Origin of the sequence: Halalkalibacter lacteus (genome assembly GCF_036663595.1) — a bacterium.
Taxonomy (GTDB): domain Bacteria; phylum Bacillota; class Bacilli; order Bacillales; family Bacillaceae_D; genus Halalkalibacter; species Halalkalibacter lacteus.
Genome location: NZ_JAWRVL010000005.1, coordinates 49,703 through 62,340 on the forward strand (window position 1 = coordinate 49,703; position 12,638 = coordinate 62,340).

Sequence of the window (12,638 nt, forward strand, 5' to 3'; positions counted from 1 at the left end):
TTTCATTCGTACATCTATAAGTTCGTGACTACACCTCAATCAAAATGGCATCTCCCTGACCTCCACCACTGCAAATCGCGGCAATCCCTAAGCCTCCCCCTCGTCTTTTTAGTTCATAGGCAAGCGTTAAAATGATTCTAGTTCCACTTGCGCCAATTGGATGACCAAGAGCGACTGCTCCGCCGTTGACATTGATAATGTTTAGATCAAGTCCAGCAATTTGCTTACTAGCAAGGGCAACGGCTGCAAATGCTTCGTTGATCTCAAACAAATCAATATCGTCAGCACGTCGATTCGCTTTTTCAAGTAGTTGGTTGATAACAAGACCTGGTGTTTTCGGAAAATCCTCTGGTTTTGTCGCCATTGCGGTATGCGCGACAATCGTTGCAAGCGGCGTGAGTCTTTGCTCTTTTGCTTTTTCCTCAGACATGAGGACGAGTGCAGCTGCTCCGTCATTGATTCCTGGAGCATTTCCAGCTGTAATCGTTCCATCTTGAGAAAAGACCGGTTTTAGTTTCGTTAACGTTTCGACTGATGTATCTTTTCGTGGAGCTTCATCGGTTTGCACAATTAAATCATCGCCTTTTCGTTGGGGGACAGGCACCGCAACAATTTCTTCTGCTAGTTTCCTAGATTCAATCGCGTCCATTGCTTTTTTGTGACTTTCATAGGCCCAGCGGTCTTGTTCTTCTCTTGAAATCCCTAATTCCCGAGCAACATCACTTCCATATGTGCCCATATGAACACCGCGGAACGAGCATGTTAACCCGTCATGTATCATGCCGTCAATCAGCTCTCCATTGCCCATTCTTTGTCCCCATCTTGCACTTGGAAGATAATACGGAGCGTTACTCATCGACTCCATCCCACCAGCGACAATCACGTCCGCCTCTTGCAGGCGAATCATCCGATCAGCCATCGTGACACTTCTCATTCCTGAAGCACATACTTTGTTAATCGTTTCGGTTCTAACTGTCCAAGGCAAGCCAGCATAGTGTGCTGCTTGACGCGATGGAATTTGTCCTTGTCCTGCCTGCAACACATGTCCCATAATCACGTCATCGACTTGCCCGCTCGGAACATTCGCCCTCCTTAGTGCTTCTTTAATCACATAGCCTCCAAGCTCACTAGCGCTCAAGGGACGTAGCACACTTCCATATTTGGTAAACGGGGTTCTAGCACCACTTACAATCACTGTTCTCATTCGTTTCTCCCTCCACTTCCAGACTGAGCGAACGCTCACTCAACTCAATAGATGGAAAAAGCGACTAAAATCATCTGCAAAACAGCTCGATTTTTTAGTCGCTTTTGTAGAAAAGGGGCAGCGCACCCTCTTCGAACATTCCTCAATCCGCTCATGTATTCTTTTACTTATTTTATGAAAGCCTTTTCTTTTTTATTCTAGTAAACAGCTTTGTTTTCCTGCTCAATCAGCGATTTTTCTAAAATTTCAACTAAATCCAGTGTTTGAACGTCTTCTTCCACTTCTTTTGCCTTCGTTCCATCACTTAGCATCGTTAAGCAATACGGACAGCCACTTCCGATCACGGAAGGCTTAACTTCAAGCGCTTGCTCTGTTCGGACAACATTGACGCGCTGGCCTGTATCTTCTTCCATCCACATCAACCCGCCGCCTGCCCCACAGCACATGCTGTCGGTGCGATTCCGCTTCATTTCTACGATTTCAATTCCTGGAATCGCTCGTAAAATCGCGCGTGGAGGCTCATAGACTTCGTTGTAGCGGCCAAGATAACAAGAATCATGATAGACAATTTTTTCGTTCACTTCATACTTTGGTTTGATTCGTCCACTTTTGATCAATTCGGCTAACAATTCGGTGTGGTGGTACACTTCGACGCCTTCAAGACCAAATTCAGGATACTCATTTTTAAATGTGTTATACGCATGAGGATCAATCGTCACGATCTTTTTAATGTTGTGCTTTTGAAACAGTTCAATGTTCGCTGCTGCAAGCTCTTGGAATAAAAATTCATTGCCAAGACGGCGTGGCGTATCGCCTGAGTTCTTTTCTTTGTTCCCGATGATCGCAAATGTGACTCCTGCCTCGTTCATCACTTTTGCAAATGATTGAGCAATTTTTTGGCTACGCTTATCGTAGGAACCCATTGAACCAGCAAAGAATAGAAATTCAAATTCCACCCCTGCTTTCTCCATTTCCTTTACAGTTGGAACATGAATATTATCACGCCCCTCACGCCAATTCTCTCGTTCTTTTCTACTAATGCCCCACGGATTGCCTTGGCGCTCAATATTAGTCATCGCGCGCTTTGCGTCTGCATCCATTTTCCCTTCGGTTAAAACGAGATAGCGGCGCAGATCAATAATTTTATCAACATGTTCATTCATGACTGGACATTGATCTTCACAGTTTCGGCACGTCGTACAGGCCCAGATTTCCTCCTCAGTAATGACATCACCAACTAAGCTAACATCATAGCCAGCAGCAACTTCCTGTCCGCTTGCTCCTTGCATAGCCAGTTGATTGGCTTTCGTTTTTGAAAAAGCAAATTCCGGAAGCCACGCGGACTTTGACGTAACAGCTGCGCCCTTTTCCGTTAAATGGTCACGCATTTTCACAATTAAGTCCATCGGAGAAAGCATTTTTCCCGTTCCAGTTGCCGGGCACATATTTGTACAGCGTCCACACTCGACACAGGCATATAAATCAAGCAATTGCTTTTGATTAAAATCTTCAATTTTATTGACGCCAAATACTTCTTGTTCTTCATCTTCAAAATTAATCGACGCTAATTGACCGACCTTATGTGTACGCCCTAAAAAGACATTCGCTGGTCCGGCGAGTAAATGTGCGTGCTTGGATTGCGGGACGTAAACGAGGAATGTTAACAGAAACAATAAATGCATCCACCAAAATAGAAAGAATAATCCGCCTGCAACAACTGGAGGGACAAAGCTAAACACAGCCGCAATCCCTGATGCAATTGGTTCAAACCCACTTAACGATTTTTCTATCCAGATCATTTCCATTCCTTTTGCTAAAAGCTTGGACGTCATCAATCCCCCGATAAAGATTAGAACTAACCCAGCTTTAAAGCCACGTTTTAAGCGAACAAGCTTTTCAATATAACGGCGGTGAAAGGCCCAAACGACAGCGACTAAAATCATGAGTACAACAATTTCCTGGAAAAAGGTGAAGAACGGGTACACAGGTCCAAGCGGCAAATGGGAACCCGTCGCTAACCCTTTCCAAATTAAATCGATGGCCCCTAATTGAACAAGCAAAAAGCCATAAAAGAACATGAGATGAATGATGCCACTTTTCTTATCTTTCATCAGTTTCTTTTGGGCAAAGACATTGACCCATACTTCATTAAAACGTTCTTTCATCGTATGATTAAATTCCGCCTTCTTGCCTAACTTGATGTAAGCATACCTCGTCTTAACTAGTGTTACAAACAAGTAAACTGCATAGCTCGTAACAAGTAGAAACATGATCCAGTTAATCAATGTCAACGCTCCCATAAATGCTGTCCCCTTTCCTCTGTACACATTTCTGTTCCTGTATTATATATTCAGAATTTTTATAAAATTAGTATAGCACACCTCAAATGAATGATCATTCATTTTTTATTTTAATTTTTTTTTCATGATTTGCCCATAATAAGCAAATGCTAAACACAGGACTCTAGTAGAAAGAAGGTTATGCTATGACTGGATGGATTATGACCATTATCATCGTAATTGCGATTCTTGCATGGTTACGAATTGACTTTGTCTTAGGACTTACACAGCAACGAAAAGAAGCAACTCGTCATGTCCAGAAAACGAGGTACAGTGATGTAACATTACTACCTACAGGCGATGACTTTTATAAACGCTTGTTTGCTGACATTGAACAAGCTACAAATCATGTGCATTTACTCTTTTACATTATAAAAGATGATCATATTAGCGAAAAAATGTTAAAAATATTAGAAGGGAAAGCAAAAGAAGGGGTTACCGTTCGTCTTCTTGTTGATAAGTTAGGAAGTCATATTCCAAAAAAGCAACTGAAGCAATTAAAAAAAGCAGGGGTATATTTTGCCTATTCACACCCAATTTCGTTGCCGTATCTCTTTTTTACACTTAACCGGAGAAACCATCGCAAATTAGCCATTATGGACGGAAAAATTGGTTACATCGGTGGATACAATGTCGGAGATGAATATTTAGGTAGAGATCCGAAGTTTGGTCCTTGGCGTGATTTCCACCTAAGGCTAGATGGCGACGGTGTACAAGATATACAAGAGCAATTTATAGAGGATTGGCAAACAGCTAAGCAAACATGTATGGTAACAGAAAATCATTATCCTCCCTTAAAAAAAGGGCCGATTCCACTACGTATTCTCCCAACTGATGGAGTCTATCTGGAAGAGACATTTATCGATTTAATAAAACAAGCAAAAGAAAGCATTATCATTGGGACCCCTTATTATATTCCTGGCAAAGCACTACAAAAAGAATTAATCGCCGCATCTGAAAGAGGGGTTGATGTTAAGTTGATTGTCCCGAAAAAAGGGGATCACCCACTTGTAAAAGAAGCAGCGTTTCCTTACTTTGAGCCCCTATTAAAAACCGGGGTTTCCGTGTATCAGTATTATCGCGGGTTCTTTCATGCTAAAGTGCTTGTGATTGACGATCAAGTATGTGATATCGGTACAGCAAACTGTGACCAAAGAAGCTTTCACATTAACCATGAAATTAACTGCCTCATTTACGATAGCGACTTTATCCAACAAGCTATACGTGAAATGGAACATGATATTTCTATTTCAGAACGCTTAACACTAGAAGCCTACCAAAAAAGACCGCTTTCTCAAAAAGGGAAAGAAAAAGTCGCCACACTTATATCTGGTCTGTTGTAGAGTTTGATCAAAAAGGAATGATCTTCTCCTTTTTGATCAAACTCTACGCAATGAGCGGAGCCGCTGCCTTGGTTTTAAGCCCCTAAAAGGGTCTGACCCCCAAATTACATTAGGAGGTCAGACCCTTTCTATTTTTCGTTTGATCCAACTATCGATAATCACGTTGCATTGACCTGGTCGTTTTGTCGGTACTTGATGCGCGACTCCCTCAACAAAAACAACATCAAGTTCTTTTAACTCAGCATAAAACATGAGCGTATATAAAGGAGCAACAGCGTCACGCTTACCGTAAATTAAGAGAACGGGGACTGTTATCTGTTTTAACCGATCAGTTGAAGCATATCGCTTACCTTGTTCGTATATTTTCTGTAAAGTTACCGCGTCTCCTCTTCTGATAAAGAATTCCATTTTCTTTCTATCTTTTTCAGAACGAAAATGGGCAGTTGGTAACACAAATGAAAAAAGGTTCATGAGTCCATTTTTTGCAGCCCATATGCCTAGATCAAATTCTTTTTCTAGCAAAAGGGAAGATACTTCTGGAAAACCACCAATTAAAATAACTCCTTTTGTTACTTCTGGATACAAAAGCGCAAATTCTTGTGCCGTCGATCCACCATTTGAATACCCACATACAATGACAGACGTTACGTTTAATTTTTTTATGAGAGAATGAGCTAATGTAGCGAAGTCTGTTACTGATGTTTGTGGAGCTCGTTTTGCGCTACGCCCACTGTCCGTTAAGTCAAGAAAAATGAGTTGATACTCCTCTGCTAAAGCTCGTTGGTACTGAAATGTTTCTATTCCCATAACGGGTGGGTGAAAGAAAAGAATTGGCGTTCCCCTTCCGTGAACTTCGTAATAGAAATGAGCATCGTCTACTTTTAAATACGGCAAATTCTTCTGCCTCCTTTCTTACTGTAGAGAGTTCAAAATGGATGCACTGGATTCGTACGCAGCTTCGAGGCTGTTCTATGATTGAATAAACGGAAGAAGCCAATGAAAAATTTTATAGCCTGTATAGACCCCAAAGATCCCCATAACCCCTGCAAGTGCTGGTGGAGCTGGAATGGGTAACTTAATAAGAGCAAAGAAAAAACCAACAACAAGACCTGCAATAAAGGCGAGAACAATTTCTTGCATGATTATCCCTTCTTTCTTACCTTTACTATGTGTGAAATGACTTCGTTTATTCGATTTGGGCGTCTACCAAATAATCTCTATGAGGGTGCTGTTCAAATAGAAAAAGTTTCTAAGTAGGAAGTAGAAGTGACTTGTCGATCATGATATGTGCAAAAAATAGCGCACTAGCTCCATTTAGCTAGTGCGCCTATTGCTGTTGTTTAAAAAGAAAAAATCGATCCTTTTAGTACAACCTCCATGAAAAACCAAACAACCATTACGAGTTGAATAATAAATTTAGCAAATGTACTACTTAAGAAAGCAAGTAAAGAAGCTACAGCGACTTTACCCGCATACTGGGGATTTTTCTCGTTAATCAGTTCGGTTACAAAGACAAGGATAAACGGGACAAAGATAAGCCCAAATGGCGGATAAACAAATGAACCGACAATGACCCCGATTGCCGCCATCCGTTCCCCCCATTTTGAGCCTCCATATTTTTTTACAAAATACTGACTAGCAATCAAATCTGCACAAAGAATCAACAACGTTAACAGTGCTGCTCCAATCCAAAACCATAGCGACAGCACCCCGCTATTTATGGCAAACGTATAAAGAAGAAATCCTCCCCACAACACGAGTACGGAAGGAATAATTGGAAAGACCAATCCGATAAAACTTAACAGAAACAATGCGATGATTAGAATCCAAATGACAATCGTCATAGCAACAGCCTCCTTGAGCCTACGTTTATTCGCGAATTCTTCAATATATCAGCGATACACGATTTTTATCAGCTAATTACGAAATTTATCAGCGAAAAACAGATTTTATCAGCGAAATCGAAAATATAACAGCGAAACTGCTTTTATTTGCAAAAAATAACCGTTATCAGCGATTTTACACTGCATATCAGACACGAAAACGCTTGGCAGCTATCTCCAAGCGTTCCGGTATGACTGTTTTACATTTTTTCAGGTGCTTGAACGCCAACTAACGCAAGAGCGTTTTTAATCGTCACTTGAGTTGCTTTCATTAATGCGAGTCGTGCAGATGACGCGGCTTTTTGTTCAGGATCGATGACACGTTCTGCATTGTAGAAACTATGCAGTGTTGATGCTAACTCATGAACATAGTTCGTTATGCGGTGTGGAATTTGCTTTGTAGCAGCCTCTGCGACCACTTCAGGAAAATCGCCAATCGCTTTTAACAAATCATATGCTTTCTCCGATGATAACGCTGAAAGATCAGTTGACTCATCGAACGTGAGGCCTTGTTCTGCTCCTTGGCGAAGCATGCTACAGACGCGCGCATGAGCGTATTGCACGTAATACACAGGATTTTCACTTGATTTTGAAACAGCTAAATCCATATCAAAATCAAGTTGTGAGTCCGCACTGCGCATCGCAAAGAAGTAACGTGTCGCATCAATTCCTACTTCTTCCATTAAGTCACGAAGGGTGACAGCTTTTCCTGTACGCTTGCTCATTTTCACTTTTTCGCCACCTTGAAATAAGCTGACCATTTGGATAATTTCTACATCGAGTTGCTCTGGTGTATAGCCAAGCGCTTGGATCGCAGCTTTCATACGCGGGATGTAGCCGTGATGATCCGCACCCCAAATATTGATTAATTTATCAAAACCACGATTCATTTTATCTTGGTGATACGCAATATCAGGAGTTAAGTATGTGTAGCTCCCGTCATTTTTGATTAACACACGATCTTTATCATCTCCATACGTTGTTGATCGGAACCATGTTGCGCCGTCTTCCTCGTACGTCTCGCCTTTTTCGTTTAAGACATGTAATGTTTCTGTTACTTTTTCCGTCTCATATAGAGAGGTCTCTGAAAACCAATTATCAAAATTAACACGGTATTCTTTTAAATCGAATTTGATTTTTTCTAATTCCTTTTCAAGACCATATTGACGTAAAAATGCATGACGCTCTTCTTCTGTCACATGAACATATTTATCTCCATGTTCACTAGCTAACGCTTGTCCAAATCCAATAATATCCTGACCATGGTAGCCATTTTCAGGCATTGGTTTATCAAGTCCTAACGCTTGAAAATAACGTGCTTCTAATGAAAGAATCAAGTTATTGATCTGGTTCCCAGCATCATTAATATAATATTCACGCTCCACATCATATCCTGCTTTTGCGAGCACATTACATAATGCATCGCCAACCGCGGCACCACGAGCATGTCCAAGGTGAAGCGTACCTGTAGGGTTCGCTGAAACAAACTCGACTTGAATTCGTTTTCCCTCTCCAATATTTGTTTCTCCATATGTATCTCCCGCTTGTAAAACAGCCGGAACCACTTCACGTAAATAGCTATTATCCATAAAAAAGTTGATGAACCCAGGTCCAGCAATTTCAACTTTTTCAATAGAAGCACGTTGATGATTTAACTTTCCTACTAATTCATCAGCAATCATACGTGGAGCTTTTTTCGCTACACGTGCTAGCTGCATGGCCATATTCGTTGCATAGTCACCGTGAGCTTTCTCTTTTGGCGTCTCTAGTACGACTTCTGGAATCTCTTCGGCACTTGCCAGTCCTGCTTCTATAACAGCTGCAATAATTTCATCTTTTAATTGCTGTTTCATCTGTTCTACACTGTTCATTTCGATGTATCCTCCTCTAATGTTAACCGTACTTGGTGTGTTCCTGTATCCTGACCTTGCAGGGAAAATTGATAAGTTAATTGAATCCGGCCGCGATTTTTTCCAGACGGCCATTGAACGAGTAATTTATCTGTTGTTGCCGTTGTTTCCCAAGAAGCCTCTGGTGTCACATAGCGACCAATCGTTTTCTTTCCGACTTCAAATCCTTGTCGCATCAAGATCGTTCCTTGCCTAATGAGCATCAATTCACGCCCATCCCACTTCATCGTCGTTTGCACACTTTCACTTTCTGATAACGACTCTTCAAACCGCAAATAATCTTGACTCCCTTTATGAAATAATTGACCACGAGTCGTAAACTCATACGATTCTGTATGTTCACCATGGTCGATTTTTGTTTGAAAACGCATTTTCACTGATCGCTTTATCGTTTTATCCATGCTGCTCGCACACCTCTCTATTGTTCAAGTTTAGCGAGTTTACTTGCCAGTTGCAAGATTGAAATAGATCTAATCGTGTCTGACCCACCTTTAGCGCGGCGGAGTTCCACAGAAGGGTCTGACCCAAAAAGAGCAACCCATCTAGGTTGCTCTTTTTCATGATGTCCATTTCCTTTATTTCACTAAATCGGCTACAAACTTCGGTAAAGCGAATGCTGCTTTGTGAAGTTCTTTCGTGTAGTACTTTGTGTCAATTTCGTGAAAACGACTTTCTTCTACTTCAAGAGGGTCATGCTTCTTAGATGCAATTGTAAACGTCCATAGGCCACTTGGGTATGTTGGAATATTCGCTGTGTACAGGCGTGTAATTGGGAAAATTTCTTTTACATCACTGAACACTTTTGTAATTAAATCGCTATGGAACCACGGGTTGTCCGTTTGCGCAACGAAAATCCCATCCTCTTTTAATGCTTTTTTTATTCCTTCATAGAATCCTTTTTCAAACAATTTTATTGCAGGTCCTACTGGTTCCGTTGAATCTACCATAATAACGTCATACTCCTGCTTTGATTTCGCAATGTGCATGAAGCCATCATCAACTTGAACATCAACTCGCGGATCATCAAGCGCTCCAGCAATCGTAGGAAGATATTTTTTCGAATACTCGATTACTTTTCCGTCGATTTCAACAAGCGTTGCTTTTTCAACAGATGGATGCTTTAAAATTTCACGAATCACACCGCCATCGCCACCACCAACAACTAGAACGTTTCTTGGGTTTGGATGCGTAAATAAAGGCACATGAGCAACCATCTCATGATAGACAAATTCATCCTTTTCCGTTGTCATCACCATGCCATCTAACACGAGCATGTTGCCAAATTCTTCAGTCTCGATCATATCAAGCTTTTGAAAGTCCGTTTGTTCTGTATGGTGAGTTTGCTTAATTTTTGCTGTAATTCCAAAACGCTCTGTTTGTTTTTCTGTATACCATAATTCCATTATAATCACCTCATAAATATCCATACTTGTCATGTATAGAGTCTTCTACTTTTACTCGTTCTACTCTTAACAAATGAAAGTATAAAGCAACGAAAAAAAAAAGCAAGAAAAACTTATCCAAACTTCACCAGTTTCCACGTTTAAAAAAAGCATTTTCTACCAAAACTTGAGAGAAGGATATCTATACAGAATCTCAATCTAAGAAAGGGGTGACGTTATGGAAGTCGTTATTAACCGACGAATACGCCGGAGACGGCGCTTAGTCCGTTTGTTTTTTCGATTATTATTACTTTCACTTGTGTTAGCTGCTGGAGCAGCTGTTTCGCTATTATCCTACACAAAAATGCAAGGACCACCGCCTTTAAATGTGGCACAAACAACCGTCTTTTATGGCGTCGATAACTCACCGATCGGGCAACACCATCAAGGTGAAAACCGACATTGGGTTAGCTTGTCATCGATTGATTCAGATGTCATTGATGCAACGATTTCAATTGAGGACAGACGATTTTACCGGCATTTAGGATTTGATGTGAATCGAATTGGAGGAGCTGTGATCGCCAACCTTCGTGCAGGTTCGATGGCTCAAGGAGCAAGCACACTCACACAGCAATATGCACGAAATCTTTATCTCAGTCATGATAAAACATGGAAACGAAAGTGGAATGAATTACTCTATTCACTTCGCTTAGAGATGAACTATGACAAAGATCAAATTTTAGAAGGTTATTTAAATACGGTCTACTATGGTCATGGTGCATACGGAATTGAAGCAGCTGCGCAGCATTATTTTGGAAAACCCGCGAGTAACCTCACGCTTGCAGAAGCGAGTATGCTCTCAGGGATTCCGAAAGGCCCTAGTTATTATTCTCCTTTATTTGATTTAGAGCGAGCCAAACAGCGTCAAGCTGTTGTCCTGCAATCAATGGTGACAAATGGTGTTCTTAACCAAGTCGAAGCAGATGAAGCTCATGCAGAGCCGTTAGACTTTGTCTACGATGAACTCGATAGTCCATCAACAGTTGGTCCTTATTTTCAGGACGCTGTCGAACGTATTCTCACTGAGGAAGTAGGAATTGATCCAGTGTTATTTGAAGCGGGCGGGTTAAAAGTGTATACAACGCTTGATCCTGACATGCAAAAAGAAGCTGAATATTGGGTTGAACGAGAAATGCCTGACACAGAACTCCAAACAGCCCTTGTCGCAATCGACCCACGTACAGGAGATGTGAAAGCACTCGTTGGTGGAAAAGACTATGTCGAGAGTCCTTTTAATCGCGCCATTCGATCAAGAAGACACCCTGGTTCATCATTCAAACCATTTCTTTACTATGCAGCACTTGAACATGGCTATACACCTGCTTCGACTCTGTTAAGCGAGCCAACCACCTTTCAAGTTGATGATGGACGAGATACGTGGTCTCCAAGTAATTTTAATAATAACTATGCGAATGACTTTATTACCCTTTTGCAAGCAATGGCTTTTTCAGATAATATTTACGCCGTTAAAACGCATCTACTACTCGGAACGGAGAAAGCGGGGGAACTTGCACAGCGGATCGGAGTTGAAAGTCCGGTAGGTGCGAGACCTTCTCTAGCTCTAGGTACTTCTGATGTTGGAATTACTGAAATGGCTAGAGCCTATAGTGCTTTTGCCAATGGAGGAAAAAAAGTAGAACCTCGCTTCATTCGAAAAGTCGTTGATGCAAAAGGCGATGTTCTTTATGAATCAGAGCCTGAACTTGTGCAAGTGCTAGATCCTAAATTAGCCTATATTATGACGGATTTAATGAAGGGAATGTTTGAACCCTATTTAAATGCACATACATCGGTAACAGGACGTTCCGTTGCACACCTTATTAACCGTCCTGCAGCCGGTAAATCCGGTTCCACCGATTGGGACAGTTGGATGGTTGGTTATACACCACAGCTCGTCACAAGTGTCTGGGTTGGGTATGATAGAAAGCTGAAACTTAATCATTCTACCGAAGGACAACACGCGAAGAATATTTGGGCAAACTTTACCGAGCATGCACTTAAAGATCAGCCTGCTTTAAATTTTCCTAAGCCTGATGGAGTCGTTGAAGTGAAAATGAACCCAGAAAATGGCTTGCTCGCAACCGAAGACTGCCCGACAAACCGAGTCACGTATTTCGTCGAAGGAACCGAACCGACACAAGAATGTCCAAAACCAGCACCAAACGGCGAAGAAGTAGAAGCCATTGATGAAGCCACACATGAAAAAGAAAGATTCTTAGACCGCTTCTTTAAGTGGCTAGATCATTAGGAAAACGTTTCTAACAATTCGTGTGTAATGTGAAAAAGCGCGAGGGAAAATTCCCTCACGCTTTTTCGTGTCCTAGTATAAATGTGCTTTTATACTTTCTTCAGTTTACTCGCTCTTGTCGAAAAGCTCAAGAGTCGCATCCAGTGTTCAAAAATCGTTCGAAATTATTTAAATTTAGGGGTTTACAAATACGAAATAAAGAAATTCGGTAATCAAATTACACTGAGTTCGACCTTTTTACCTTCTTATACTTGCAATGGCTCCGCACG

Annotated in this window: 10 protein-coding genes; 2 read left to right on the forward strand and 8 right to left on the reverse strand. The window is 41.3% G+C overall.

Annotated features, from left to right (window positions below):
* Positions 1 to 28: 28 nt before the first annotated feature.
* Together SAZ04_RS05185 and SAZ04_RS05190 are read right to left on the reverse strand one after the other, a co-directional pair.
* A complete protein-coding gene (locus SAZ04_RS05185; protein ID WP_332692097.1) occupies positions 29 to 1,204 on the reverse strand; it encodes an acetyl-CoA C-acetyltransferase in 1,176 nt (391 codons plus the stop codon).
* A gap of 197 nt (positions 1,205 to 1,401) precedes the next feature.
* Positions 1,402 to 3,504, reverse strand: coding sequence for a heterodisulfide reductase-related iron-sulfur binding cluster (locus tag SAZ04_RS05190; protein ID WP_332692100.1), 2,103 nt, complete (start codon positions 3,502 to 3,504; stop codon positions 1,402 to 1,404).
* A gap of 185 nt (positions 3,505 to 3,689) precedes the next feature.
* Here SAZ04_RS05190 and cls point away from each other — a divergent pair, with 185 nt between their 5' ends.
* Positions 3,690 to 4,886, forward strand: a complete 1,197-nt coding sequence (gene cls / locus SAZ04_RS05195) for a cardiolipin synthase (protein ID WP_332692103.1) — start codon at positions 3,690 to 3,692, stop codon at positions 4,884 to 4,886.
* A 117-nt stretch (positions 4,887 to 5,003) separates the two neighbouring features.
* Here cls and SAZ04_RS05200 read toward each other — a convergent pair whose 3' ends face one another.
* From SAZ04_RS05200 to speE, 6 genes are all read right to left on the reverse strand, one after another.
* Positions 5,004 to 5,780, reverse strand: a complete 777-nt coding sequence (locus SAZ04_RS05200) for an alpha/beta fold hydrolase (RefSeq protein WP_332692106.1) — start codon at positions 5,778 to 5,780, stop codon at positions 5,004 to 5,006.
* Between the two features lie 75 nt (positions 5,781 to 5,855).
* A complete protein-coding gene (locus SAZ04_RS05205) occupies positions 5,856 to 6,026 on the reverse strand; it encodes a XapX domain-containing protein (RefSeq protein ID WP_332692109.1) in 171 nt (56 codons plus the stop codon).
* A gap of 200 nt (positions 6,027 to 6,226) precedes the next feature.
* Positions 6,227 to 6,730: a DUF456 domain-containing protein gene (locus SAZ04_RS05210; RefSeq protein WP_332692111.1), complete on the reverse strand. Its 504-nt coding sequence runs from the start codon at positions 6,728 to 6,730 to the stop codon at positions 6,227 to 6,229.
* A 239-nt stretch (positions 6,731 to 6,969) separates the two neighbouring features.
* A complete protein-coding gene (gene argS, locus SAZ04_RS05215; protein WP_332692113.1) occupies positions 6,970 to 8,640 on the reverse strand; it encodes an arginine--tRNA ligase in 1,671 nt (556 codons plus the stop codon).
* Positions 8,637 to 9,080, reverse strand: a complete 444-nt coding sequence (locus SAZ04_RS05220) for a YwiB family protein (protein WP_332692116.1) — start codon at positions 9,078 to 9,080, stop codon at positions 8,637 to 8,639. The genes argS and SAZ04_RS05220 overlap by 4 nt, the downstream gene beginning before the upstream one ends.
* A 174-nt stretch (positions 9,081 to 9,254) precedes the next feature.
* Positions 9,255 to 10,082, reverse strand: a complete 828-nt coding sequence (gene speE, locus SAZ04_RS05225) for a polyamine aminopropyltransferase (RefSeq protein WP_332692119.1) — start codon at positions 10,080 to 10,082, stop codon at positions 9,255 to 9,257.
* A 217-nt stretch (positions 10,083 to 10,299) separates the two neighbouring features.
* Between speE and SAZ04_RS05230 the strand changes: the two genes are divergently transcribed.
* On the forward strand, positions 10,300 to 12,369 hold the full coding sequence (locus SAZ04_RS05230) for a transglycosylase domain-containing protein (RefSeq protein WP_332692122.1): 2,070 nt from the start codon (positions 10,300 to 10,302) through the stop codon (positions 12,367 to 12,369).
* Positions 12,370 to 12,638 lie beyond the last annotated feature (269 nt).

Excerpts from the sequence above, each read along its gene's own strand:
- SAZ04_RS05210 (WP_332692111.1), bottom strand. The coding sequence starts at position 6,730 with ATGACGATTGTCATTTGGATTCTAATCATCGCATTGTTTCTGTTAAGT.
- SAZ04_RS05230 (WP_332692122.1), top strand. The coding sequence starts at position 10,300 with ATGGAAGTCGTTATTAACCGACGAATACGCCGGAGACGGCGCTTAGTC.
- SAZ04_RS05190 (WP_332692100.1), bottom strand. The coding sequence starts at position 3,504 with ATGGGAGCGTTGACATTGATTAACTGGATCATGTTTCTACTTGTTACG.
- speE (WP_332692119.1), bottom strand. The coding sequence starts at position 10,082 with ATGGAATTATGGTATACAGAAAAACAAACAGAGCGTTTTGGAATTACA.
- SAZ04_RS05220 (WP_332692116.1), bottom strand. The coding sequence starts at position 9,080 with ATGGATAAAACGATAAAGCGATCAGTGAAAATGCGTTTTCAAACAAAA.
- cls (WP_332692103.1), top strand. The coding sequence starts at position 3,690 with ATGACTGGATGGATTATGACCATTATCATCGTAATTGCGATTCTTGCA.
- SAZ04_RS05185 (WP_332692097.1), bottom strand. The coding sequence starts at position 1,204 with ATGAGAACAGTGATTGTAAGTGGTGCTAGAACCCCGTTTACCAAATAT.
- argS (WP_332692113.1), bottom strand. The coding sequence starts at position 8,640 with ATGAACAGTGTAGAACAGATGAAACAGCAATTAAAAGATGAAATTATT.
- SAZ04_RS05205 (WP_332692109.1), bottom strand. The coding sequence starts at position 6,026 with ATGCAAGAAATTGTTCTCGCCTTTATTGCAGGTCTTGTTGTTGGTTTT.